Here is a 24,191-nt window from a genome sequence, read left to right on the forward strand (position 1 = left end):
CGGCGCCGCGCCCCCGCCTTCGCCCAGCCGGTGAGTCATCACCGCCGTTGCGCGGGGCGCGCGGCTCTCACCAGGGTCTTCCTGATAGGCAGTCGCGAGTGAGCAACCACGGGTCCGCACGCGGAGCGGACGACAGCGGCCCCGGCCACAGCGGCCCCGGCCACAGCGGCGCCGGGCGCGGCCTGCCGTTCGCCATGGCCGCCTACGCCTTCACCGTCGCGATGTGCGGCACGACCCTGCCCACTCCCCTGTACCGCATGTACCAGGAGAAGTGGGGCTTCTCCTCCTTCATGGTCACGGTGATCTTCGCGGTGTACGCCGTCGGTGTCATCGTGGCGCTGCTTCTGCTGGGGCAGCTGTCGGACGCCGTGGGCCGCCGGCCGGTGCTGCTGGCGGGGCTGGTGGCGTCGGCGCTGAGCGCGGTGTGCTTCCTCTTCGAGCAGGGGCTGCCGGAGCTGTTCGCGGGCCGCGTGCTGTCGGGGCTCTCCGCCGGTCTGTTCACGGGCACCGCGACCGCCGCCGTGGTGGAGCTCGCCCCGCCGCGCTGGGCCGCCTCCGCCACGCTGGTCGCCACCGCGGCGAACATGGGCGGCCTGGGCAGCGGCCCGCTGCTGGCGGGCCTGCTGGCGCAGTTCGCCCCCGACCCGCTGCGCCAGGTGTTCATCGTCGACCTGGTGCTCGTCGCGGCGGGCGTGGTCGGCGTCCTGCTGATCCCGGCGACGGTACGGGACCGCGAGGGCGGGTCGCGCCGGCCCCGGCGGCTGCGCGTGCCGGCGTCGGTGCGCCCGGCGTTCGTCCCGGCGGCGATGGCGGGTTTCGCCGGGTTCGCCACCATGGGGCTGTTCACCTCGGTGGCGCCGAGCTTTCTGAGCGAGGTGGTGGGGGTGAGCGAGCCGGCGGTGTCCGGCACGGTGGTCTTCACGGTCTTCGCCGCGTCGACGGCCGGTCAGCTGCTGATGGGGCGGGTCGGGGTGCGCCGGGCGCTGCCGTGGGGCTGTGTGGTCCTGGTGGTGGGGATGGCCGTGATCGCCGGCGCGCTGCTGGCGGCCTCGCTGCCGCTGCTGGTGGTGGGGGCGGTCACCGCGGGCGCGGGGCAGGGTCTGTCGTTCAGGGCCGGGGTCACGGAGGTGAGCGAACACAGCCCGCCGGAGCGGCGGGGGGAGATCACCTCCGCCCTCTTCGTCGTGCTGTACGTGGCGATCTCGATCCCCGTGGTGGGCGTGGGAATCATGGCCGTCACCCTGGGCCTGCGCACCTCGGGTCTGATCTTCACCGCGTGTGTGGCGGCGCTGGCGGCCACCACGGCGGTGCTGCTGTGGCTGCGACCGGTGGCGCGGAACGCGTGAAGGGACGCGGGGTCCTTCCCGCACTAGGCGTTCCCGGGGGCTGCGCCCCCAGGCCCCCGGGCACGCTTTTCGGCTGCGGGCGGTGGCCGGTTGCTCGCGCAGTTCCCCGCGCCCCTGGAAACCCTCGTTCGTCTGCGGGCCGTGGCCGGTTGCTCGCGCAGTTCCCCGCGCCCCTGAAAACCTTCCGCTCAACTCACCTGGTCCGGAGCGAAGTAGTCGCGCAGGCGGGCGATTCTGCCGTCGCGGATGCGGAAGATCTGGACCAGCGAGACGGACCTGTCCCCGTCGCCCCCGTCCTCGTCCCCGTCGAAGACCGCGTCGATCTCGACGATGAACACCTCGGGGTCGTCGGTGAGATGCAGCACGTACCCGGACTTCTCCGCGTTCGGCGCGCCCCCGTCCTTCGTCTGCCGTTCGTAGTACGCGGCCATCGCGGTCCGGATCTGCTCGCGCCCCTCCATCCGCCGGGGGAAGGCCGCGCCCGCCGGTACGAGCGGCGCCTCCAGCACGCCGTCCTCGGTAAACAGTTCGGCAAGAGCCTCGGCGTTCCGCGTCAAGGTGCCCGCGTGGACGAGGCTCTGGAAGATTTCCTGCGGTGAACGGGGCGTACTGGACACGGCGGGCTCCCTGGACAGGCCGGACGGGCAGGAGTCCCACCTCACCACAGGAGTGCCCGGCACGCAGGGAGTTTCCCCCACCGGCAGCCGTGCCACCTGCACGGAGTCCCAGGAGGTGACGGCAGCCCCAGCCGACGGCGCACGGGCGCGCGGCGGTGGTGCGCCCGCGTTCGACTGCGGACGGGCGCCCGCAGACGAACAGGCCTGATGTGGGGTAGATCAGAACTCAAGCCATTATCAAGCGGAAAGAGAAGCCCTCTTATGACGCACATCGTCCTCCCCGGCCAACGCCCCGAAGGCCGCCGCGGGTTCGAGATCGTCCTCTCCAGCAAGATGACCGGCCAAGCGGCCTCCTGGGTGGAAACCCGCCAGGGCCCGGCCTGGTCGGGGCCTCCGCTGCACACCCACGCCGAGTCGACGGAGACCTACTACGTCGTCTCCGGCACCCTTCTGGTCCAGGTCGACGACGAGGTCGTGGAGCTGCGCCCGCGCGCCCTGGCCCACATCACCAGTGGCACCCGCCACACCTGGGCCACCCCGCCCGGCGAGGGCTGCCACTTCCTCACCCTGCACATGCCGGGCGGTTACGAGGACTACCACCCGACCGCGCTCCAGGCCGAGAAGGACAACGGCGGCCCGCTCACCCAGGAAGACCTTTTCAAGATCGCCGCCCGCTTCGACTGGCGCCCCGCCGGTGACACACCGATGCGCCTCACCCCCGACGGCCGCCTCGTGCCCGCCTCGCAGGCCGACGACGAGGCCGCGCGGCTGCGTGCGGAGTGGCTGGCCGCGGAGGGCGAGAAGGCCGAGATCACCCCTATCCACGACCCCGGTTTCTACGTCACCAACCAGCCCGCCTGACCAGGTCGCGGAGGCGGCCTCCGGCATATCGGGCGCCAACCGCCGTGCCGTATCGCGTCCCTGACCGTGCGTCAGGCGACGCGGTACTTCTCCGCCTGCTCCTCCCTCAGGGTCAGCCCGAGGCCGGGGGCGCCGCTCTCGCCGGGGCTGATCGTCCCGCCGTCCGGGGCAAGGGCGCCCTCGAAGAAGAGGCTCTCGATGCGGACGTGGTCGTGGAACCATTCCAGGTGGCGCAGATTCGGTACGGCCGCCGCCGCATGGGCGTGCGCATGGGGTGCGCAGTGTCCGGAGACCTCGAGCCCCGCGGCCTCCGCGAGGGCCGCCGCGCGCAGCCACACGGTGATGCCGCCGCACCGGGTCACATCCACCTGGAGGCAGTCGACGGCGCCCGCCCGCAGCATATGGTCGAAGTAGGCGAGCGTATAGCCGTATTCACCGGCGGTGACATCCAGCGGGACGGCCGCCCTGACCAGGGCGAGGCCCGGCAGGTCGTCGGAGGAGACGGGCTCCTCGAACCAGGTCACGCCCTGCGCGTGCAGCCGCTCGGCCACCCGCACGGCCTGCTTGGCGGTGTATCCGCCGTTGGCGTCCACGTACAACTCCGCGCCGTCGCCGATGCAGGCGCGGGCCCGCGCCACGCGCGCCAGGTCGCGTTCCTCCGCGCGCCCCCACGACTCACCGATCTTGATCTTGACGCGCGGAATGCCCTGCTCCTCCACCCAGCCGCGCAGCTGACGGTCCTGGGTGTCCTCGTCGTACGTGGTGAAGCCGCCGCTGCCGTAGACGGGCAGCTCCGTGCGGGCGGCGCCCAGCAGACGGACCAGCGGCAGTCCGAGCAGGCGCGCCTTGAGGTCCCACAGGGCGATGTCGACGGCGGAGACCGCCCCGGCGATCAGCCCGGGGCGGCCGGCGTTGCGTACGGCCCGGTTCATGGCGTCATTGGCGGCCGGGATGTCCCAGACGGGTCGCCCGGTGACCGCGTCGGCCAGCAGGCCGTCCACCACGGCGGCGGTCTGAGCCGCGCCGTAGGTGTAGCCGAGGCCGGTGGTGTCTCCGGAGCGCGCCCGGACCAGCACCAGGGTCGTGGAGTTCCACGCCAGGGTGCCGTCGGCCTCGGGAAGGTCGGTGGGCACGGTGTAGACAGCCGTCTCGACACCGTCCACCCACGGGCCGTGCTGCTGCTCCACGGTCGTCCACCGCCTTCCGCCCGCCGCTCCCGCAGAGCCCCTGCGGTCCCCACCGGGTGCCCCGGCGACGGTGGGTCATTCCCCTCGCCACCCGTGGGTACGGATGACTGCGCTCGGGGATTGCGGGTATTCGCCTCTGCGGAACGGGGGTGAACGCGAGGGGCCGAGGATGCGGTCCGGTTCAGGTGGTGAGCGTGATGCGACAGACAGTCATCAGGAAGCCGAAGCCCCCGGCCCCGCGGCCGCCCCTGGACCTGCGTACGCCCAGTGGACGCCCGCTCCCGTACTGACCCGGCTCACCGGTCCGGTGACGAGGCCCGGGCCGTGCGGGGCACGGCCCGGGCCCGGCGCCGTCAGACGCGGTGGACGGTGTGCAGCTTCGTGGCGTAGGTGCCCGTGCCGTCCAGCAGCGAGGCGCCGCCTATGTCCGCCATGGTGGGACCGTTGTTCGTCTTGCGGCTGGACAGGAAGCGGCGCTGTCCGGCCGCGTCCTTGCCCAGGTAGATACCGACGTGGTCCACGGTGACGGTCGGGTGGTCGTCGCTGGAGTCCGCGTTGAAGAACAGCAGGTCACCGGGCTGGAGCAGCGCGGCGGCGGGCGGGTTGGTGCCATCGGTCCGGTCGATGCGCGCACCGGGCGCGTAGTCGACCATGTCGCGGGACTTGCGCGGCAGCCGGGTGTGGGAGGTGTCGGTGGCCTTCGCCATCGGCACACCCATGTGGTAGCCGTACACCATGCGCGTGTAGCCGGAGCAGTCGAGGTTGCCGACCTGCTGGCTCGACGGGCCGGTGTAGCCGTCGGGGAAGGTCCAGCCGATGCCCATGTACTCGTGGAAGTCGGCGCCCTCGTAGAGGTACCCCTGCGGGTCGAGGTAGCCGTAGTGCGCCTTGCCGAGGACCTGCTTGTCCTTGGCCGGGCCGGAGCCGCTGACCACCTGGGGCGCGTCGGCGAGGAACATGGCCGCGTACGCGAGGACGTCCGGGGCCGTGGAGCCGGCCCAGCCGCGGATGGTCTTCTCCAGCTCCGGCGTCCAGGTGCCGTCGAAGGGCTCGGGCAGCACCCGCACCCAGTCGCTGTGCGTGACGCTCGGCGGCGTCGCCCAGGTGGACTCGGTGACCTTGAACTTGCTGACCACGAGCTTGACCGGCAGGTTGGTGCAGCCGTCGTTGGCCAGCGCGCGCAGACCCACCCGGCCCTTGCCGAACTTGCTGTCGGTGACGTCGAAGGTCCAGCTGTCCGGCTCGCTCGACAGGGTGCGCCAGGCCTTGGCCTGGATGCGGGTGCCCTCGCGGCGCACCCGGATCGTCCAGTCGGTGCCCGCGGGCACACCGGTGGCGAGGGTGACGGCGGACGTGGTCCCGAGCGCGGAGACCGCGTCGGCGACCTCCTTCTCGATGCGCAGCTCGACCGCGCCGGTCGTCAGGAACGAGAGCCGGGCGCGGTAGTTGTTGCTGGTGTCCTGGTAGCCGAAGGACAGCGCGTAGGAGCAGGCCTGGCCGGTGGGCACCTTGTCGAAGTGCGCCACGGACTGCACGTCGAAGTCCGTGATCTCACCGTCGCGCAGCGTCGCGTGACGGCTGGCGAAGTCGGTGGTGAGGTTGATGATGCCGGAGTTCGGCACGACCGAGTAGTCGGTGTCGTTGGGGCCGAGCGTCGACCAGCTGCCACCGCCCGGGGAGCTGCCCCAGTACGAGCGGTCGGCGACGGGCAGCGTGGTGTCCGGCAGGGTGCGCTTGAACAGGTCCTCGAAGGACTGCTTGTTCTCCGTGAAGGTGCGCTCCGGGCCGGGCAGGACGACGGTGCGGGCGCCGTGCGTCAGCAGGGCGACGCGCTTGCCGCCGGAGGTCACCTCGGTGCGGTTCGGGGTGCCCGACAGCACGGTCGCGGTGAGCGGGGTGTTCAGCGTCAGCTGGCTGAAGTACGAGGCGTCCAGCGTCGGCAGGGTCACCGAGGAGCGCGGTGAGGTGAGACCGGCGGGCACCCCGGTGGGGGCACCCGCGACGGCGGTGGTGGCGGCGCGGGCCGGAGCGGCGGCCAGACCGCCGAGCGGAACGGAGGCGGCGGAGGCCGCGAAGATACCGAGCAGGCTGCGCCTGGAAGTGTGGGACATGCGCGCCATCATGAGTCAGGGGTGGCTGACAGGTGACACCGGGTCCCCTGTGCGTCCGATGTGAGCGACTCGCCGCTTTGCGCCCCTGCCCGAACGTGATGTGGGCGGGCAATCCGGATATTCCTCCAGCAGTCGGGCGGCGCCTCGGGCCGTCAGGGCCGCTCGCCGCTGCCGGGGGCCCTGTCCTTGTCCTTCACCCACGGGCCGACGCCGAGCCTGCCGGTGGTCCCGAGGTCGAGTTCCGGGGTGACGACGGCGGGGGGCGAGCCGGGCTTCGGGGTCACCCGGAGGTAGGGGGCGTTCACGGGCTCGCCGGACTCGGTGGTGTTGCGCCACATCAGGGACGCGGACGCCGTCTCTCCCGGCCGCAGGGTCACGGGCCGAGGCGGGGTGTCCGGGCCGCCCGCCGTGGAGATCGCACCGGTCCCGTCGAGGATCCGTACGCCGGTGACCGGCCGCAGCTCCTCGTCGAGCACCTGGAGGCGGGGATAGCCGTGGAGCCGGACGGCCGCGGTCCCGCAGTTGGCCAGGTGCAGCCCCACAGCACGCAGCCCCATGGCGGCGTCACCCCGGTCGGTGGTGACGCGCATGCCGGAGGGCGGGCACGTCGCCGAGTCCGCAGTGTCCTCGCCGGCCGGAACCGCCCGCACCTTGGCGATACGTACCCGCAGGGCCGCCCCCGCGCCGAGAACCTCACCCGGCTGGACGGTGTCGCGGACGGTCCGCCCCGGGGCCACGGCCGCCACCGTCCGGCGCGGGCTGGAGACGACTGCTCCCGCGCTGTCGCGGATCTCGAAGGTGACGGTGTATGTGAGCGGCTCGGTCCGCGAGTTGGTGACCTCGAAGTCGATCGGCGCACCGGATGCCGTGTCGCAGCCGGGCGGCAGGATCCTCACACCGTCCCGCTTGATGTCGGTGGGCTCGGCCGTGGACGGGCGCGAGCGGCACGTGGGCGAACCGTCCGCGGCGCGGCCGACGGAGGGTGCCTCCTCCGTGCCGCACCCGGCGACGAGAAGACTCACGGCGAGGGCGCAGACGGCGAGGAGGGCGGCGGGACGCATGCGCCCAGCTGATCAGTGGACCGACCTGCCGGGCAAGGGGATGGGTCACACGCTTTGTCACACTCCTGATACAGCGTCATCTCCCGGCGTGCGACCGCGCCGCCCCCTTGTTCAGATCGTCCGCACCTCCAGAACCGTGACCGAGTACGGCGCGAACGTCGCCGTGAAGGTGGGGCTGATACCACTGACGGACCGGCTGTGCGGCACCACCGCGTCCGGGTTTGCCAGGGTGTTGGTGGCCTTGCGGTCCGCGGCCGCGAGGACCGTGACGGTACCGTACGGCGCCGTGCGGGCGACCCCCTTGAGCGAGACGGCCGTCCGGCGGGCCGTGCCGCTCGTGTTGACCGCCGCGACGTAGATCCGGCGGGCGGCCGGGTCGTGGGTGGTGACGACGTTGAGGCCGGGCAGCGCGCGCACCTCGGTGGGCAGCACCACCGTGCCCCGGTGGGTGCGCAGCATCTGCTGGGCGTAGTAGCTGGGCGAGTTGTAGCTGGCCAGACCGGAGTAGGCGATGAGGTTGGTGGCCCAGGTGTTGTCGTTGACGTGGCTGAACAGCGGCGCGTAGCACTCCATCAGGACCTGGTCGGAGTTGCGGATCAGCCCGGCCAGCCAGGAGGCGTCGCCAAGGGCCGCGTCGAGGTCGGGGGTGGGGCGGCCCTCCTGCGCGGCCCACTCCCCGACGAACACCTTGGGACCGCTCCGGTCCCGGCCGTCGTATTTGTGGGAGCCCGCCTGGAAGGCTGAGGGCGACTGGTAGTAGTGCTCGTCGATCAGGTCGTAGGGGCGGGAGGTCACGGGTGTCGTGGCGATCAGCTTCAGGGCGGGGTAGCGGGCCTTGATGGCGTCGTGGAAGGCGGCGTAGCGCTCCTCGTACGAGCCGGACCGGTCGAACCAGTCCTCGTTGCCGATCTCCACATGGGTGAGCGGGAAGGGCGCCGGGTGCCCGTCGGCGGCGCGCCGGGCGCCCCAGGTGGAGGTGGCGGGACCGGTGATGTACTCGATCTGGTCGAGGGCGTCCTGCACGAAGGGCTTCAGGGCGTCACCGGTGACATGGGCACCTTGGAGCGAGTACCCGGCGTACACGCACAGCAGCGGCACACAGCCCAGGTCCTCGGTCATCTGGAGGTATTCCGGCAGGCCGAGGCCGTCGGTGGACCAGTATCCCCAGGCGGAGTTGCGGTGTCCGGGCCGCTGCTCGACCGGGCCGATGGTCTTCTTCCAGTCGAACCGGTCGGCGATGACGTTGCCTTCGAGGTAGTTGCCGCCGGGGAAGCGCAGGAACGCCGGTCGCAGCGCGGCGAGCTTCTCCATCAGGTCCACCCGCAGGCCGTTGCGCCTGCCCTTGTAGGTCGGCGGGAAGAGGGAGAGCTGGCTCAGCCAGAGCGTGCCGGCGGCCGGGGCGGTGACGACCAGCCGGGCGTTGAGGGTGGTGGGGGCGCCGGGTCCGGTGCGCAGGGTCAGCTCGTGCTCGCGCCATGAACCGGTGAGCGCTCCGGTGGTCGCGGTGGCGTGGACCGTACCGTCCGTGCCCACGATCGCGACGGTCAACCGGCCGGTGAGCGACGGGGACTTGACGTGGAGGGAGGCGCGGTAGGTGGTGGAGGGGCGCACCGGGATGCCCCAGAAGCCCTCGTTGGCGACGCCGTCCCCGGCCGCGGCCGCGGTGACGCGCAGCGACTGGGTGAGGGCCTGGTTGAGTGGCTGGGCGGTGTCCACCGCGAAGGTCGCCCCGCCCACCGTGGACCAGTGCAGGGGGGTGGCCGCGGCCATGAAGCTGCGGTTGTTGACGAGTTCGGCGTACAGGCCGCCCTCGCCGCTGTGGTTGATGTCCTCGAAGAAGATGCCCCCGAGCTGCGGGCTGACCACGGGGCCGAGCCGGGTGGTGTCGACGGTCAGCAGCGGAAGGGTGGAGTCCACGGGCACTCCTGCGAGGGCTGCCGCCTGGGCGGCGGTGAGAGCGGTGTCGAAGACCTGGACGTCGTCGATGAGGGCGTGTGCCTGGTCGACCTCGGCGCCACCGAAGAAGCCGCGCCCGACGGCGGTGGCACCGGTGGCGCGCCAGCCGCCGGGATACGGGACCTCGCCCTCCAGGACCCCGTTCACATAGAGCCGGACCACTCCGGCCGCGCTGTCGTCGACTCCGAGGAGGTGGTACCAGACCCCGGTCACGGGAGCGAAGGACGCGCCGGCCACGGCGGCGGCGCCGTTCGCGGAGGCGGCGTCGGAGGGCAGCCGGGTGAAGGCGAACGCGCCCGTGTCGTCGCGCAGTTGCAGGAAGAAGCCGCTGACCTGGGCGCCGTCGACGGAGACGAAGGTCTGGTACCCGTGGGTGGCGGTGAGCCGGACCCAGGCGGAGACGCTGAAGCTCCTGGTGGTGTCCACGACGGGCCCCCGGGCGGTGGCGCTGCCGCCCGCCGAGACGTCGAGGCTCGACGCGCCCGACTTGGCCGCGCCCCAGCGCGCACCCCCGGCGAGGGTCAGGGCGGGGCCGCCGGCGCTGTCGGCGGCGGTGGATCCGGCCGTCTCGTCGAAGGCCCAGTGGGCGACGGGCGCGGGGAGCGCCGCTGCCGCCCGCGCCGGGGAGGCCGCGAGCGCGGGGCCGATGGCTCCGGCGAGGGGTACGGCGCCGAGCGCGCTGACGACCGCTCTGCGGCTGGGCCCGGGTTCGGGCTGCTCCGCCGGTCCGTGGGGGGTGCGTGGGGTCATGCTGAACTCCTCATCTCTCCAGGAGGGTTCGAGATTTCGGACAGTGTTCTGCATTTCGTCGCTGTTACGTCGCCGGAGCATTCCGCTTCTCCCGCCCGTACGTCAACACCCGGGCCATGGCACAGGCGTTGTCCGCCACCGCCTCCGGAAACGGTTCCCGTACGACCCATTGACACCCGCGACCGCAGGTCATTACCGTCACGCCAACATTTCGAACGTGTGACGAAATATCGAACGGTCCAGCCTGCGTCCTCGGGAGCAACCGCCTTGCGAATCACGGGAATCAGCACACATGTCGTCGGGACGCCCTGGCGCAACCTCACCTATGTCCAGGTCCACACCGACGAGGGCCTCACCGGCGTCGGCGAGACCCGGATGCTCGGCCACACCGACGCACTCCTCGGCTATCTGCGCGAGGCCGAGACCAACCACATCGCGGGATCGGACCCGTTCGCGGTCGAGGACCTCGTGCGCCGGATGAAGTACGGCGACTACGGGCGCGCCGGCGAGATCGTGATGTCCGGCATCGCGGTCGTGGAGATGGCGTGCTGGGACATCAAGGGCAAGGCGCTCGGCGTCCCCGTCTGGCAACTGCTCGGCGGCAAGGTGACGGACCGCGTCAAGGCCTACGCCAACGGCTGGTACACCACCGAAAGGACGCCGGAGGCCTACCACAAGGCGGCCAGGGCGGTGGTCGATCGGGGCTACCGGGCGCTGAAGATCGACCCGTTCGGCACCGGCCACTACGAGCTCGACCACCAGCAGACCCGCTACGCCGTGTCGCTGATCGAGGCGGTACGGGACGCGATCGGCCCCGGGACCGAGCTGATGCTGGAGATGCACGGGCGGTTCTCCCCCTCCACGGCCGTGCGCCTGGCCCGCGACCTCGCGCCCTTCGAGCCCGCCTGGCTGGAGGAGCCGGTGCCGCCGGAGAACCTCAAGGCGCTGGAGAAGGTCGCCGCCAAGGTCGACATCCCGGTCGCGACGGGCGAACGCATCCATGACCGCATCGAATTCAGGGAGCTCTTCGAGTCGCAGGCCGCCGACATCATCCAGCCCGATGTGGGCCACATCGGCGGCATCCTGGAGACCCGCAAGCTCGCCGCCACCGCCGAGACGCACTACATGCTGGTGGCGCCGCACAACGTGGGCGGCCCGGTGCTCACCGCCGCCAGCCTCCAAGTGGCGGGCTGCACACCGAACTTCAAGATCCTCGAACACTTCAACGACTTCGCGGACGCCGAGATCAAGAAGGTCGTCAAGGGCGCCCCCCAGGTCGTGGACGGCTACTTCGCCCTCCCCCAGGCCCCGGGTCTGGGCGTCGAGCTCGATGTGGACGCGGCCGCCGAGTTCCCCCAGCAGCAGGCCCGCTTCGACCTCTGGGCGGACGGCTGGGAGAAGCGTGCCCCCAAGAGCTCGGGGGCGGCCGGATGACCGGCCGCGCGGCCGGGGCCGCCGGCGGCGCCCCGGCGGGCAGCCGCGCGATCGTCGTCAACGCGCCCGGCACCCACCGCCTGGTCACCGGGCCGGTCCCGGAGCCCGGCCCCGGCGAGGTGCTCGTCGAGGTCGCCGCCGCCGGGGTCTGTATGAGCGACCGCGAGGTGTACGAGGGCCGCCGCGCCCCGGGCTATGTCCGCTACCCCGTCACCCCCGGCCATGAGTGGTCCGGGACCGTCGTCGCGGCCGGGCCGGGCACCGACCCCGCGCTCGTGGGACGCAAGGCGGTCGCCGAGGGCTTCCGCCGCTGCGGGACCTGCGAGCGGTGCCGGGCCGGGGACACCTCCCTGTGCAGCGCCGCGTACGCCGAGACCGGCTTCACCCACCCCGGCGCCTTCGCCGACCACCTGGTGGTGCCCGCCGGGCTGCTGCATCTGCTGCCCGACGACGCGGACCCGCGCGGCGCGGCCCTGCTCGAGCCCGCCGCCGTGGTCGCCGCCGCCGTGAGGGCCGGCGCACCGGAGGCGGGCGAGCGGATCGCGGTGGTCGGCGCGGGAACGCTCGGGCTGCTCGCGGTCCAGTTCCTGACCGCGTACTCGCCGGCGGAGCTGACGGTGATCGACCCCCGGCGCGAACGGGCCGAGCTGGCCTGCCGGATGGGCGCGACCGAGGCCCGCACTCCCGCCGACTCCCCCGAGGCGCACGGCTACTACGACCTCGTCGTGGAGACGGCCGGGGCCCGCACCACCGCCGCCGACGCCTGTCTGCTGGCCCGGCGCGGCGGCCGGGTCGTCCTCACGGGGATGTTCGCCCGGGGCGCGGTGGGCATCGACCCGGTGCACCTCTCGGTGAGCCAGCTCACCGTGCGGAGCGTGTTCGGCGCCCCGTCCGCCGCCTGGTCGCTCGCTGTACGGGCCTATGGCACGGGCCTCATCGACCCCGCGCAGCTGATCACCCACGAGCTCCCGCTGGAGCGGTACACCGACGCTCTCGCACTGGTCGGAGGCGGTGACCCGAAGACCGGAAAGGTGCTGCTGCGCCCCTGAAGCCGGGCGGCCGCAGCGCCTTTCGCACTCCCCATGACCCGAACCTCGTTCGAGATATCGAACGAACTCGACTCTCCCGTACCTCTCCCGTACAAGGAACCCGCCTGTGACCGACGCACCAGCCCCCGCCCCGGGCCCCGAGGGCCCCCGCCGCCCCGGCGAACCCGCCCTGGCCAGCCTCGGCCTCGCCGCCCCCCGCGACAACCCCGCCGACTCCTCCCCGCACACCTTCCCCGACGGTGGCACCTGGCGCACCGAGATCCCCTCCGTCGAGGGGCCGGAGGCGCTCGCCGTCGTCCTCAAGGAGTCGTCCCGCCTCGGTCTGCCGGTCCACCGCGTCAGCCAGGGCAGCGGTGTGTGGATGCTCTCCGACGCCGAGATCACCGAGATGGTGGAGGGCTGCGCCGAGCGCGACATCGAGCTCTGCCTGTTCACCGGGCCGCGCGGCACCTGGGACACCGGCGCCTCCGCCCGTACCGACTCGGGCGGCGCGGGCCTGCGCGCCCGGGGCCATGACGCGCTCGCCGGATGCGTCGAGGACGCCCTGCGGGCGGCCGCCTTGGGGGTGCGCTGTCTTCTCGTCGGGGACGAGGGCGTGCTGTGGAGCCTGCACCGGATGCGCGAGCGGGGGCTGCTGCCGGCCGACACCACCCTCAAGGTCTCCGCACTGATCGGCCCGGTCAACCCGGCCTCGGTGGCCGTGTACGAGCAGCTGGGCGCCGACTCGGTCAACGTACCCTCCGATCTGACGGCCGCTCACTTCACCGAAATACGGCGGGTCTCCCGGGTCCCCCTCGACCTCTACATCGAGGCTCCGGACGACCTCGGCGGCTATGTGCGGATGTACGAGGCCGCCGAGCTGATCCGCCGCGCCGCCCCGCTCTACCTCAAGTTCGGCCTCTCCAGGGCGCCCGGCATCTACCCCTACGGCGCCCAGCTGCGCGACACCGCCCTGGACACCGCCCGCGAGCGGGTGCGCCGGGGACGGCTCGTCCTCGACCTGCTCGCCCGCCTCGGCGCCGAGGGCGGTATGTCCCCGCTCGGCTCCCGCCGCCCCGGCCCCCTGCACCGCTTCCCCGCGAACCCGAAGGACTGATGACCATGCGCCGCACCCGACCAGCCGCACTCGCCCTCGTCGCCGGATCCCTCGCCCTCGCCCTGACCGCCTGCGGACAGGACAGCGAGGGCGGCGGCAAGGCGACGCCCAAGGGCGGCAAGGGAGCCACGATCGGCATCGCCATGCCGACCAAGTCGTCGGAGCGCTGGATCGCCGACGGTAACAACATGGCCGAGCAGTTCCGGGCGCTGGGCTACAAGACCGACCTCCAGTACGGCGAGGACAGCGTCGACCAGCAGGTCGCCCAGATCGAGAACATGATCACCAAGGGTGTGGACGCCCTGGTGATCGCCGCGATCGACGGACGCGCCCTCGGCGACGTCCTCAAGCAGGCAGCCGACCAGCACATCAAGGTCATCTCCTACGACCGTCTGATCCTCGGCTCGCCGAACGTCGACTACTACGCCTCGTTCGACAACGAGAAGGTGGGCGTGCTCCAGGCGACGTACATCGTCGAGAAGCTCGGCCTGAAGAACCCCCAGCAGGGCGGCGGCAAGGAAGGCCCCTTCAACATCGAGCTGTTCGCCGGATCGCCCGACGACAACAACACCCGCTACTTCTTCCAGGGCGCCCTCAAGACCCTCCAGCCCTACATCGACAAGAAGCAGCTCGTCGTGCGCAGCGGCCAGACCCGGCTCAACCAGGTGACCACGCTGCGCTGGGACGGCGCCACCGCCCAGAAGCGCATGGACGACCTGCTGACCAAGGCGTACTCCACCCAGCACGTGGACGCCGTCCTCTCGCCGTACGACGGGATCTCGATCGGCATCCTGTCCGCCCTGCGCTCCGGCGGCTACGGCACCGCGGCCAAGCCGTACCCGGTCGTCACCGGACAGGACGCCGAGGTGGCGTCGGTGAAGTCCATCATCGCGGGCAACCAGGCCCAGACCGTCTACAAGGACACCCGCGCACTGGCCAAGCAGGCCGTGCAGATGGCCGACGCGGTGCTCACCGGCAAGACGCCCCAGGTCAACGACACCAAGACGTACGACAACGAGAAGAAGGTCGTCCCGGCCTTCCTGCTCAACCCGGTCAGCGTCGACAAGTCCAACTACCGGGCCGTCCTGGTGGACTCGGGCTACATCAAGGCGAGTGACCTGAAGTGAGCACCCCGGACACGGGGGCGCCCGTCCTGGAGATGCGCTCCATCGTCAAGACGTTTCCCGGCGTCCGCGCGCTCTCCGACGTCTCCCTCACCGTCGCCGACGGTGAGGTGCACGCCATCTGCGGCGAGAACGGCGCGGGCAAGTCCACCCTGATGAAGGTCCTCAGCGGCGTCCACCCGCACGGCAGTTACGAGGGCGAGATCCTCTTCAGGGGCGAGCCCTGCGCCTTCAAGGACATGCGGGCCAGCGAGGCGCGCGGCATCGTCATCATCCACCAGGAGCTGGCGCTCGTCCCCTACCTCTCCATCGCCGAGAACATCTTCCTCGGCAACGAGCACGCCACCCGGGGCATCGTCAGCTGGGGCGAGACGCTGAAACACGCGGCGCGGCTGATGAGGAGGGTGGGGCTGCGCGAGCATCCGCAGACCAGGGTGGCGGACATCGGCGTCGGCAAGCAGCAGCTCGTGGAGATCGCCAAGGCGCTCTCCAAGGAGGTCCGGCTGCTGATCCTGGACGAGCCGACCGCCGCCCTCAACGACGAGGACAGCGCCCATCTGCTCGACCTCGTCCTGGAGCTGAAGGCCCAGGGCATCGCCTCCATCGTCATCTCGCACAAGCTCAACGAGATCGCGGCGGTCGCCGACTCGGTCACCGTCCTCAGGGACGGCAGGACCATCGAGACCCTCGACGTGAAGTCCCCGGACACCACCGAGGAGCGCATCATCCGCGCCATGGTGGGCCGCGACCTCGACCACCGCTTCCCGCCCCGCACCCCGTACACGGGCGACCCGGGCGCCCACCCCGCTCTGGAGGTCCGGGACTGGACCGTGCACCACCCCATCGACCAGCAGCGCAAGGTCGTCGACGACGTCACGCTGCATGTGCGGCGGGGCGAGATCGTGGGCATCGCCGGACTGATGGGAGCCGGCCGCACCGAACTGGCCATGAGCGTCTTCGGCCGCTCCTACGGCCGGGCCATCAGCGGCACGGTGTGGAAGGACGGCCATCGCATCCGTACCAGGACCGTCCCCGAGGCGGTCGGGCACGGTATCGCGTACGTCACCGAGGACCGCAAGCACTACGGCCTCAACCTGATCGACAGCATCAGCCGCAACATCGTTCTGAGCGCGCTGGACAAGGTGTCCCGGCGCGGCATCGTCGACGAGCACGAGGAGCGGCGGGTCGCCGAGTCGTACCGCACCTCCATGGGCATCAAGGCGCCGACCGTCTTCGAGCCGGTCGGGCGCCTTTCGGGCGGCAACCAGCAGAAGGTCGTCCTGAGCAAGTGGATCTTCGCGGGGCCCGATGTGCTGATCCTCGACGAGCCCACCCGTGGCATCGACGTGGGCGCCAAGTACGAGATCTACACCGTCGTCGACCGGCTCGCCGCCCAGGGCAAGGCCGTCGTCCTCATCTCCTCCGAACTGCCCGAACTGCTCGGCATGTGCGACCGCGTCTACACCATGGCGGCCGGCCGGCTCACCGGCGAGACCGCCCGCGCGGACGCCACCCAGGAAGTGCTGATGCGCCTCATGACCACGCACGACATGACCACGAACAAGAGGTAGCCGCTATGGGTCCGGTCACCACCGACGCCGCGCCGAGCACCCCGAGGGCTCCCGGGCCACCGCGCCCGCCCACCGGGGCGCTGCTCCTGGACGCGGCCCGCCGCAACATGCGCCAGTACGGGATGCTGGTCGCGCTCGGACTGATCGTCGTGCTGTTCCAGATATGGACCGACGGCGTGCTGCTCAAGCCGAACAACGTCACCAACCTGGTGCTCCAGAACAGCTACATCCTGGTCCTGGCCATCGGCATGGTCATCGTCATCATCGCCGGTCACATCGACCTTTCCGTGGGCTCGCTCGCGGCCTTCGTCTCGGCGGCGTGCGCCGTGATGATGGTGGAGCACCATGTGCCGTGGGTGCTCGCGCTGGCCGTGGCGCTGGCCATCGGCGCGGTCGCGGGCGCCTGGCAGGGATTCTGGATCGCGTACGTCGGCATACCGTCGTTCATCGTCACGCTCGCCGGGATGCTGCTCTTCCGGGGCGGCACCCAGATCCTGCTCGGATCCCGCTCGCTGGGGCCGTTCCCCGAGGGCTTCCAGAAGATCTCCACCGGCTACCTCCCGGAGGTGGGCCCCGACACCAACTACCACAACCTCACCGTCCTGCTGGGGCTGGCACTGATCGCCGTGGTCCTGGTGCAGGAGGTCCGCTCGCGGCGGCGCGAGCAGGCGTACGACCTCGATGTGCTGCCCCGGGGGCTGTTCCTCGCCAAGTGCGGGGCGATGGCCGCCGCCGTGCTCGCCTTCACGCTCACCCTGGCCAGCTACCGGGGTGTGCCGGTGGTGCTGCTCCTGCTGGCGGTGCTGCTCATCGGGCTCGGCTTCGTGATGCGCAACGCGGTCGTGGGACGGCATGTGTACGCGCTCGGCGGCAACCAGGCGGCGGCGAAGCTCTCCGGCGTCAAGGACAAGCGGGTCACCTTCCTGGTCTTCGTGAACATGGGGGTGCTCGCGGCGCTCGCCGGTGTCGTCTTCGCCGCCCGTCTCAACGCGGGCACACCCAACGCGGGCGTCAACTTCGAACTGGAGGCCATCGCGGCGGCGTTCATCGGCGGCGCCTCGATGAGCGGCGGCGTGGGAACGGTACTGGGGGCGATCATCGGCGGCCTGGTGCTCGGTGTGCTCAACAACGGTATGTCACTGGTCGGCGTCGGCACCGACTACCAGCAGGTCATCAAGGGACTCGTCCTGCTGGCCGCCGTCGGCTTCGACGTCTGGAACAAACGCAAGGTCGGCTCATGACACCCCGTCATCTTCCCCGAGGAACCACCAAGGAGCAGTGGACATGAACACCAGCAGACGTACGGTGATCGCCGCGGGCCTCGCCGCGGGTGTGGCGGCGACGAGCGCGGGCACGGCCCGCGCCACGACCGGCCGCGCCCCCACCAGGACGCTCTTCGGCACCCTGGACGACGGCACGCCCGTACACCTGTGGACCCTGGCCCGTGGCGGCATCCGGCTGGGCGTGCTGTCGTACGGCGGGATCGTGCACCGCCTCGACGTGCCCGACCGGCACGGGCGCCTGGCGAACATCGCGCTCGGCTTCGACAACCTCGCCGACTACGTCGCCAAGTCCCCGTACTTCGGCGCGCTGATCGGCCGCTACGGCAACCGCATCGCGGCAGGCAGGTTCACCCTCGACGGCCACACCCACCAACTGCCGCTCAACGACGGCGCGAACAGCCTGCACGGCGGCACCAAGGGCTTCGACAAGCAGATGTGGCACGTGGAGCCGTTCACCCACGGCTCCCGTACGGGGATCACGCTCTCCCGGACCTCGCCGGACGGCGAGATGGGCTATCCCGGCACGCTGAAGGTCCAGGTCACCTACACCCTCACGGCGCGCGGCGAGTGGCGTATCGACTACGCGGCCACCACCGACCGGGCGACCGTCGTCAACCTCACCAACCACACCTACTTCAATCTGGCCGGCGAGGGCAGCGGCCCGGTGAGCGACCACACCCTCGAACTGGCCGCCGCCCGCTACACCCCGGTGGACGCGGGCCTCATACCGACCGGTGAGCTGGCCCGCGTCTCCGGGACCCCGTTCGACTTCCGGCGTACGAAACCGATCGGCCGGGACCTCCGCCAGGGCCACCAACAGCTGCTGTACGGCAAGGGGTTCGACCACAACTGGGTGCTCGACAAGGGAATCACCGCCGAACCGGAGTACGCGCTGACGCTGGCCGAGCCGCGCTCCGGCCGGGTGATGCGGGTGTCCACCACCGAGCCGGGACTCCAGTTCTACAGCGGCAACTTCCTGGACGGCACGCTGGTCGGCACCTCGGGCCGCACCTACCGCCAGGGCGACGCCCTCTGCCTGGAGACCCAGCACTTCCCGGACTCGCCCAACCACCCCGCCTTCCCGTCCACGGTGCTGCGCCCCGGCGCGACCTACCGGACGTCGACCGTGCACACCTTCTCCACGCGCTGACCCTCCGGGGCCGGGTACCCCCTTCGGCTCAGCCCGCGAAGGGGGTACCCGGCAGCCCGCGCCCAGCCCCGGGCAGCACCAGCAGCGCCCCGGAGAGCGGGTGCGGCTGCCGCAGGCCGGTGCGGGCCGTGGTGACGTACAGGTCGGTGAGGCCGGGGCCGCCGAAGGCGCACGCGGTGGGACGGCGCACCGGCAGTTCGACGACCAGGTCGAGGGTGCCGTCCGGGCCGTAGCGGCGCACCGCGCCGCCGTCCCACAGCGCCACCCAGACACCGCCTTCCGCGTCGACGGTGAGCCCGTCGGGGAAGCCGTCCTCGTCGCCGAGCGCCGCGAACGGCCTTCTGCCGTGGGCGAGTCGGCCGTCGAAGTCGAAGACGTCGATCCGGCGGGTCGGGCTGTCGACGTAGTACATCAGCCGTCCGTCCGGGCTCCAGCCGGTGCCGTTGCTCACCGACACCGGGCCCGGCACCGCCGTGGTCGCGCCGTCGCCCGTGATCCGGGTGAGCGAGCCGCCGCCCGGCGCCTCGTCATAGCGCATCGTGCCCGCCCACAGGGCGCCGTCCGGGGCGACCGCCGCGTCGTTGCCGCGCCGCCCGGGGACGGGGTCCCGCAGCAGCCAGCGGAAGGCTCCGTCGGGGCCGTAGAGCCCGACGCCGTCGCGGAGGTTGACGACCAGGCCGCCGCCCGCGCGCGGCTTGGCGGCGCCGACGTGCTGCCCGGTCGCCATGACCGTACGCCTGCCGCTGCCCGGCTCGTACGTGTGGATCCGCGACGCCAGGATGTCGACCCAGATCAGCCGTCCGGTCGCCGGGTCCCAGGTGGGGCCCTCGCCGAGCTCGGCCCCCTCCCGTACCGCCACGTCCGGCTTCATCGCGCCCCCCGGTGGCCGAGCCGCACGGACAGGTCGCCCGCGCCCTTCAACGCCAGCTCGGCGAGCTCCTCTTCGCGCTCCTCGGTCCACCTGATCATCGGTACGGAGATGGACAGCGCGGCGACGACCCGTCCGGCGCTGTCGTGGACCGGGGCGGCCACACAGCTGACGTCGGGGTTGGACTCCCGGTGCTCGAACGCGGTGCCGCGGGCGCGGATCCCGGCGAGCGCGGTGCGCAGCGCGGCGGGGTCGGTGATGCTGTCGGGGGTCATCGCGACGAGCTCGCCGTCGGCGAGCCTGGCGTCCAGTTCGGCCTCGGGGAGCGAGGCGAGCAGCATCTTGCCGACAGAGGTGCAGTGGGCGGGCAGCCGGCGGCCGGCCGCGGAGACCATGCGCACCGCGTGGGTGGAGTCGACCTTGGCGATGTAGATGACGTCGGTGTCCTCCAGGATGGCCACGTGGACGGTCTCGTCGCAGGTCTCGGCGACCTCGCGGGCCACCTGCTGCCCCTCGGCGGCGAGGTCGAGCTGCTCGGCGTACCGGCTGCCGAGCTGGTAGGTGCGCACGCCGAGCCGGTAGCGGCCGGGCTGCTCCGGCGTGGCGACCAGGTAGGAGCGGGCGGCCAGCGTGGTGACCAGTTCATGGACCGTGGTCCGTGGCAGGCCGAGCCTGCGCATGACGTCGGGCGCGGAGAGCGGTGCCTCGCTCTCCAGGAAGAGTTCCAGCACGTCCAGTGCTCTGGCCACCGCCGGCACGAGTCGTCCCATGGCCCGCCACCCACCCTCCGTGTTCGAAACTCCGATCAACGACCGGAATGACGAACACAGGCTAGCGACAGGGGGGTTCGGGGGGCAATGGCCATGCCCCCCGGGCGCCCGGACCCGGTCGTGCGGAGATCAGCTCGCGACGGCGGTGGACGCCTCCGGTGCGCTGACCCCACGGGCGGTGACGAGCCGGGCGTTGCCCTCGGCGAGCTGGTAGGCGAGGCCGACGACCCCGGTGTGGCCGGAGGCGACCTGGTCGGCGAGCACCCGGGAGCGGTCCAGGAGCAGGTCCACGGTGTGCTGTATGTGCGAGTCGATCATGTCGCTGTCCGAGGTGCGCCCGGCGGCGCGGGCGGCCAGCACGCTCGGGGTGACCCGCTCGACGACGTCCCGGACGTACCCGGCCGCGGGCAGGCCGTCCTCGACGGCGGCGCGGGCGGCCGCCACGGCGCCGCAGGAGTCATGGCCGAGGACCACGACGAGACGGCAGTCCAGCACGCTGGTGCCGTACTCGATGCTGCCCAGGACCTCCGACCCCAGGATGTGGCCCGCGGTGCGCACCACGAACAGGTCGCCGAGGCCCTGGTCGAAGATGATCTCGGCGGCCAGCCTGGAGTCGGAGCACCCCAGCAGTACCGCGAAGGGCTTCTGCGCCGGCGCGAGCTCGGCCCGCCGCGCGGCGTCCTGGTTCGGGTGCTGCGGGGCCCCGGCCACGAAGCGCCGGTTTCCGTCGAGCAGGGAGTCGAGAGCGTCAGCGGGAGAGACGGGAGTGGATGCCATATCGCCAGACTCTACGAGGCGCACGGCATCGCCGCACGTCCCGGGTCCGCGCAGTTGCACGCGCGGGGTCGCTCGGCCCCGACGGCCGCCGCGTGCAGGCGGGGCGCAACGCCGCATAGGCTCCATATTCGACGGAATGGATGATTCCGTACCAATGCGGTCCACAGTGGTGGTTTTCGGCCAGGATCACGGCCGTCACTCCGTGTGCAGGGTATCCGCTCCCCTCCCGGCCCTCCCCCTGTGTCCATGGGCGCGCGACTGTTGCGCCATGCACACCGAGTGGCAGGCATTCATGCGGACTTACCGTGAGTTCGGCGAAAATTCTTATGCCTTTATGACAACAGACGACAAGACTCGACCGAAACTGACCGCGATCCTTTGACTCTCCATCGGCGACTCGGTGAAGGTCATTCACATGTCCGTCACATCCGGAGCCTCCCCGGGAAGCCCCATGCGCCGACGCGACTTCCGGATGCTGCTCGCGGGAGCTGCCGCCGGACAACTCGGCGCCCAGGTCACGCTGGTGGCCCTCCCCCTGGTGGCCGTCCTCGAACTCGACGCGTCCGCCTTCCAGGTAGGTCTGCTCACCGCCGCGGAGACCGCCGCCTTCCTGCTCGTGGGGCTGCCCGCCGGGGCCCTCACCGACCGGCTGCGCAAGCGTCCCCTGATGATCCGGGCGGACCTGGTGCGCGCCGTGGCGATGGCCAGCATCCCCGCCGCCGCGCTCGCCGACGCCCTGACGATGGCCCAGCTGTACGCCGTCGCGCTGATCACCGGCGTGGCCACCGTGTTCTTCGACGTCGCCCACCAGAGCTTCCTGCCGCAGATCCTGCCGCGCGAGGAGCTGATGGCGGGCAACGGCGGCCTGGAGACGGTGCGTTCGACCGCTCAGGTGGCGGGGCCGGGGGCCGGGGGCGGGCTGGTGCAGCTCGTCGGGGCCCATCTCGCCGTCCTCGCCGACGCCTTCGGCTATCTGCTCTCGGCCCTGTTCCTGCTCCGTATCGACCAGCGCGAGGAGCCGCCCCGGGTCGCGGCGGACGCGTCCCTGCGCAAGGACATCGCCGAAGGCATCCGCTTCGTCACGGGCCATCCGCTGCTGCGCGTCATCGCCCTCACCACCGCGCTCTGCAATCTGTGCATGGCCGTCCTGATGGCCACGCAGACCGTGCACCTCGTACGCGTCGTCGGGCTGGAGCCGGGCGCGTTGGGACTGGTGCTCTCCGCCTCCGCCGTCGGCGGACTGCTGGGCGCCGTGTGCTCCGGGCGGCTCGCCGCCCGCTGGGGACAGGCCCGGCTCATCCTCTGGTCCGTCCTGCTCAGCGGGCCGTTCGCCGTACTGTGGCCGCTGTCCGGGCACGGCACCTGGGGCGCAATCCTGTTCGCCGCCGGTTCGGCGGGCACCTCCTTCGGCGCCGTCGTCTACAACATCGCCCAGGTCAGCTTCCGCCAGGGGCTCTGCCCGCCGCGGCTGCTCGGCCGGATGAACGCCACCCTGCGCTTCCTGATGTGGGGCACCCTGCCGCTCGGCGCGCTCCTGGGCGGCGCCCTCGCCCAGTCCTTCGGCCCGCGCACCGCCCTGGCCTGCTGCGCCGCCGGATTCCTCGCCGTACCGCTGCCGCTGCTGCTCTCCCCGCTGCGCCGGATGCGGGACCTGCCCGAGCCGGAGGACCACCTGGCGCAGGCCGGGCGATCCGACGCGAACCCGGCCATGGACGGCGACGCGGAGCCGGCCGCCGGCCCGTCCCGCTAACCACCGGGCGCGCCGCGCCCCCGCCCCACCCCACCACGACAGAACGAGGACTCCGTGCCCAGCATCACGAGCCAGTACCTGGCCCGCTACCGGCGCATCACCGCCGACGGGCCCGGCGCCCTGCTGCCCGTCACCGGGGCACAGCGCCGCTTCGCGCTGGTGCGCTCGCTGGACCCGGCCGGACGGCCCGACGTGGTGCCGATGTTCTTCGCCTTCCCGTACGGGACCGTCGACCCCGAGCGTCTGCAGGCGGCCGCCCGACGGCTGGCCGCACGGCACACCGCTCTGCGCTCACGGCTCACCGTGGTGCGCGGCACCCCCGTCCTGGACGTAGGGGAACCGGACATCCGCGTCACGCTGCCCGCTCCCGCGCCGGGCGAGCGCCCCGCCGACACCCTGCGCCGCGCCCTGGCCTCCTGGGAGCCGCAGGGCCCGCCGCTGCGCCTCTTCCTCGCCCGCGACGAACAGGACCGCACCGAGGACGTCCTCGTCATCGCCCTCGACCACGCCGTCTGCGACGGCCGGTCGCTGGCCCGGATCGCCGACGAACTCGGCGCCGCCTACACCGAGGAGGGCGCCGGCTCGGCCGTCGCGCCCGAGGAGACGGAAGCCGAACTCGCCGCCTACCGCGAGGCCGTGCTGCTCCAACTCGCCGCCGAGGAACGCGCGGACACGCCCGAGGCGGCCGCCTACTGGGCGGACCGGCTGCGCGCCGTCCGTGCACACGCCCCACTGCCCCGGCCGGACCGGGTGCCCGCGGGCGCCCTGCCCAGCGGGTCGGCCGAGGCCCTGCTGCCCGCGCACGACGGCGGTGTCCCCTTCCCCGGACTGCTCGACGCCTGCCGCGCCGCGGCGGGCGCGCTGTACGGACCGGACCGCGCCGTCCCGCTCGGCTACCCGTGGGGCGGCCGGCCCGCCGGGGCGCGGCCGGTCGTCGGCTGCTTCCTCAACACCGTCGTCTTCCCCGCCGCCGCCGGCCACGAGCCCGCGCCAGAGGCGACGGCCGACGCCTGGTGGGACGACCTCGACCGGGCCGACATGCCCTTCGACGCGGTGGTAGCCGCCGCGCGGTCCGCCGGTACGGGCTGGAACGGCGCTCTGGACGGCCTGCTGACCGTCGACGACGACAGCCGCCGCCCGCCGCTGCGGCTGGCCGGTGTGCGGGGCCGTGAGGTCCACGTCGACGGCAGACCCGTACGCGGCCCCTTCGCCGTCTCCGTCACCCAGGGCGCGGACATCCGCCTGCGGATGGTGTGGGACCGCGCGGTCCTCGACGACGCCACCGCCCACCGCGCCTTCGACGCGCTCACCCGGGCCCTGCGCCCGGCGGCGGTGCGAACGGCGGGCTGAACCCGGCACCGGCGACAGGGGCGGGAAGCCTTCCCGCTCCCCGGAACCACGGCGCACCCGGTGCGTCCCCAGACCCCACA

19 protein-coding genes are annotated in these 24,191 nt (G+C 72.1%); 11 read left to right on the forward strand and 8 right to left on the reverse strand.

All coding sequences use genetic code 11. The features are described 5' to 3' along the window. The first annotated feature begins 194 nt into the window (after positions 1-194). Entirely contained in the window at positions 195-1,346 is a 1,152-nt protein-coding gene (locus tag ABD236_RS08305) for an MFS transporter (protein ID WP_344072259.1), read from the forward strand. A 188-nt stretch (positions 1,347-1,534) separates the two neighbouring features. Here the strand turns inward: ABD236_RS08305 and ABD236_RS08310 are convergent, their stop codons facing one another. Continuing rightward, complete coding sequence (locus ABD236_RS08310) at positions 1,535-1,963, reverse strand: nuclear transport factor 2 family protein (protein WP_344071853.1); 429 nt, start codon at positions 1,961-1,963, stop codon at positions 1,535-1,537. A gap of 261 nt (positions 1,964-2,224) precedes the next feature. Here ABD236_RS08310 and ABD236_RS08315 point away from each other — a divergent pair, with 261 nt between their 5' ends. After that, positions 2,225-2,824: a cupin domain-containing protein gene (locus tag ABD236_RS08315; protein ID WP_190089390.1), complete on the forward strand. Its 600-nt coding sequence runs from the start codon at positions 2,225-2,227 to the stop codon at positions 2,822-2,824. Positions 2,825-2,895: 71 nt separating this feature from the next. Here the strand turns inward: ABD236_RS08315 and ABD236_RS08320 are convergent, their stop codons facing one another. From ABD236_RS08320 to ABD236_RS08335, 4 genes are all read right to left on the reverse strand, one after another. Next, positions 2,896-4,011 carry an enolase C-terminal domain-like protein gene (locus tag ABD236_RS08320; protein WP_344071858.1) on the reverse strand — a complete coding sequence of 372 codons (1,116 nt, stop codon included), beginning with the start codon at positions 4,009-4,011 and terminating at the stop codon, positions 2,896-2,898. A gap of 353 nt (positions 4,012-4,364) precedes the next feature. Next, the gene (locus tag ABD236_RS08325) at positions 4,365-6,122 is read right to left on the reverse strand and encodes an NlpC/P60 family protein (RefSeq protein ID WP_344071860.1); all 1,758 of its coding nucleotides are present in this window, start codon (positions 6,120-6,122) and stop codon (positions 4,365-4,367) included. A gap of 152 nt (positions 6,123-6,274) precedes the next feature. Continuing rightward, on the reverse strand, positions 6,275-7,183 hold the full coding sequence (locus ABD236_RS08330; RefSeq protein ID WP_344071862.1) for a DUF4232 domain-containing protein: 909 nt from the start codon (positions 7,181-7,183) through the stop codon (positions 6,275-6,277). A 111-nt stretch (positions 7,184-7,294) separates the two neighbouring features. After that, positions 7,295-9,889 (reverse strand): alpha-L-arabinofuranosidase C-terminal domain-containing protein, encoded by a 2,595-nt coding sequence (locus ABD236_RS08335; RefSeq protein WP_344071864.1) that lies wholly within the window; start codon positions 9,887-9,889, stop codon positions 7,295-7,297. A gap of 267 nt (positions 9,890-10,156) precedes the next feature. Between ABD236_RS08335 and ABD236_RS08340 the strand changes: the two genes are divergently transcribed. The 7 genes from ABD236_RS08340 (at position 10,157) to ABD236_RS08370 (ending at position 18,596) form a co-directional block, all read left to right on the forward strand. Next, a complete protein-coding gene (locus ABD236_RS08340; protein WP_344071866.1) occupies positions 10,157-11,323 on the forward strand; it encodes a mandelate racemase/muconate lactonizing enzyme family protein in 1,167 nt (388 codons plus the stop codon). Then, a complete protein-coding gene (locus ABD236_RS08345; RefSeq protein ID WP_344071868.1) occupies positions 11,320-12,372 on the forward strand; it encodes a zinc-dependent alcohol dehydrogenase in 1,053 nt (350 codons plus the stop codon). Before ABD236_RS08340 ends, ABD236_RS08345 begins: the two co-directional genes overlap by 4 nt. Before the next feature lie 106 nt (positions 12,373-12,478). After that, on the forward strand, positions 12,479-13,468 hold the full coding sequence (locus ABD236_RS08350; protein WP_344071871.1) for a hypothetical protein: 990 nt from the start codon (positions 12,479-12,481) through the stop codon (positions 13,466-13,468). Positions 13,469-13,473: 5 nt separating this feature from the next. Beyond that, complete coding sequence (gene chvE / locus ABD236_RS08355) at positions 13,474-14,595, forward strand: multiple monosaccharide ABC transporter substrate-binding protein (protein WP_425543840.1); 1,122 nt, start codon at positions 13,474-13,476, stop codon at positions 14,593-14,595. A 32-nt stretch (positions 14,596-14,627) separates the two neighbouring features. Further along, the gene (gene mmsA, locus ABD236_RS08360) at positions 14,628-16,163 is read left to right on the forward strand and encodes a multiple monosaccharide ABC transporter ATP-binding protein (RefSeq protein ID WP_344072261.1); all 1,536 of its coding nucleotides are present in this window, start codon (positions 14,628-14,630) and stop codon (positions 16,161-16,163) included. A 5-nt stretch (positions 16,164-16,168) separates the two neighbouring features. Then, positions 16,169-17,404 (forward strand): multiple monosaccharide ABC transporter permease, encoded by a 1,236-nt coding sequence (gene mmsB, locus ABD236_RS08365; protein ID WP_344071875.1) that lies wholly within the window; start codon positions 16,169-16,171, stop codon positions 17,402-17,404. A 43-nt stretch (positions 17,405-17,447) separates the two neighbouring features. After that, positions 17,448-18,596 (forward strand): aldose epimerase family protein, encoded by a 1,149-nt coding sequence (locus ABD236_RS08370; RefSeq protein ID WP_344071877.1) that lies wholly within the window; start codon positions 17,448-17,450, stop codon positions 18,594-18,596. Between the two features lie 28 nt (positions 18,597-18,624). Here ABD236_RS08370 and ABD236_RS08375 read toward each other — a convergent pair whose 3' ends face one another. From ABD236_RS08375 to ABD236_RS08385, 3 genes are all read right to left on the reverse strand, one after another. Then, positions 18,625-19,467 carry an SMP-30/gluconolactonase/LRE family protein gene (locus tag ABD236_RS08375; RefSeq protein ID WP_344071878.1) on the reverse strand — a complete coding sequence of 281 codons (843 nt, stop codon included), beginning with the start codon at positions 19,465-19,467 and terminating at the stop codon, positions 18,625-18,627. Next, positions 19,464-20,234 carry an IclR family transcriptional regulator gene (locus ABD236_RS08380; RefSeq protein ID WP_344071879.1) on the reverse strand — a complete coding sequence of 257 codons (771 nt, stop codon included), beginning with the start codon at positions 20,232-20,234 and terminating at the stop codon, positions 19,464-19,466. The genes ABD236_RS08375 and ABD236_RS08380 overlap by 4 nt, the downstream gene beginning before the upstream one ends. A 129-nt stretch (positions 20,235-20,363) precedes the next feature. Then, the gene (locus tag ABD236_RS08385) at positions 20,364-21,011 is read right to left on the reverse strand and encodes a carbonic anhydrase (protein WP_344071881.1); all 648 of its coding nucleotides are present in this window, start codon (positions 21,009-21,011) and stop codon (positions 20,364-20,366) included. Between the two features lie 415 nt (positions 21,012-21,426). Between ABD236_RS08385 and ABD236_RS08390 the strand changes: the two genes are divergently transcribed. Next, positions 21,427-22,761: an MFS transporter gene (locus ABD236_RS08390; protein ID WP_344071883.1), complete on the forward strand. Its 1,335-nt coding sequence runs from the start codon at positions 21,427-21,429 to the stop codon at positions 22,759-22,761. A gap of 54 nt (positions 22,762-22,815) precedes the next feature. Beyond that, positions 22,816-24,111, forward strand: coding sequence for a condensation domain-containing protein (locus ABD236_RS08395; protein WP_344071885.1), 1,296 nt, complete (start codon positions 22,816-22,818; stop codon positions 24,109-24,111). Positions 24,112-24,191 lie beyond the last annotated feature (80 nt).

The sequence above is a fragment of the Streptomyces crystallinus genome, from assembly GCF_039521265.1.
Classification (GTDB): Bacteria; Actinomycetota; Actinomycetes; order Streptomycetales; family Streptomycetaceae; genus Streptomyces; species Streptomyces crystallinus.

Excerpts from the sequence above, each read along its gene's own strand:
- ABD236_RS08345 (WP_344071868.1), top strand. The coding sequence starts at position 11,320 with ATGACCGGCCGCGCGGCCGGGGCCGCCGGCGGCGCCCCGGCGGGCAGC.
- ABD236_RS08335 (WP_344071864.1), bottom strand. The coding sequence starts at position 9,889 with ATGACCCCACGCACCCCCCACGGACCGGCGGAGCAGCCCGAACCCGGG.
- ABD236_RS08380 (WP_344071879.1), bottom strand. The coding sequence starts at position 20,234 with ATGGGACGACTCGTGCCGGCGGTGGCCAGAGCACTGGACGTGCTGGAA.
- ABD236_RS08390 (WP_344071883.1), top strand. The coding sequence starts at position 21,427 with ATGTCCGTCACATCCGGAGCCTCCCCGGGAAGCCCCATGCGCCGACGC.
- ABD236_RS08385 (WP_344071881.1), bottom strand. The coding sequence starts at position 21,011 with ATGGCATCCACTCCCGTCTCTCCCGCTGACGCTCTCGACTCCCTGCTC.
- ABD236_RS08315 (WP_190089390.1), top strand. The coding sequence starts at position 2,225 with ATGACGCACATCGTCCTCCCCGGCCAACGCCCCGAAGGCCGCCGCGGG.
- chvE (WP_425543840.1), top strand. The coding sequence starts at position 13,474 with ATGCGCCGCACCCGACCAGCCGCACTCGCCCTCGTCGCCGGATCCCTC.
- ABD236_RS08305 (WP_344072259.1), top strand. The coding sequence starts at position 195 with ATGGCCGCCTACGCCTTCACCGTCGCGATGTGCGGCACGACCCTGCCC.
- mmsA (WP_344072261.1), top strand. The coding sequence starts at position 14,628 with ATGCGCTCCATCGTCAAGACGTTTCCCGGCGTCCGCGCGCTCTCCGAC.
- ABD236_RS08325 (WP_344071860.1), bottom strand. The coding sequence starts at position 6,122 with ATGTCCCACACTTCCAGGCGCAGCCTGCTCGGTATCTTCGCGGCCTCC.
- ABD236_RS08375 (WP_344071878.1), bottom strand. The coding sequence starts at position 19,467 with ATGAAGCCGGACGTGGCGGTACGGGAGGGGGCCGAGCTCGGCGAGGGC.
- ABD236_RS08330 (WP_344071862.1), bottom strand. The coding sequence starts at position 7,183 with ATGCGTCCCGCCGCCCTCCTCGCCGTCTGCGCCCTCGCCGTGAGTCTT.
- ABD236_RS08370 (WP_344071877.1), top strand. The coding sequence starts at position 17,448 with ATGAACACCAGCAGACGTACGGTGATCGCCGCGGGCCTCGCCGCGGGT.
- mmsB (WP_344071875.1), top strand. The coding sequence starts at position 16,169 with ATGGGTCCGGTCACCACCGACGCCGCGCCGAGCACCCCGAGGGCTCCC.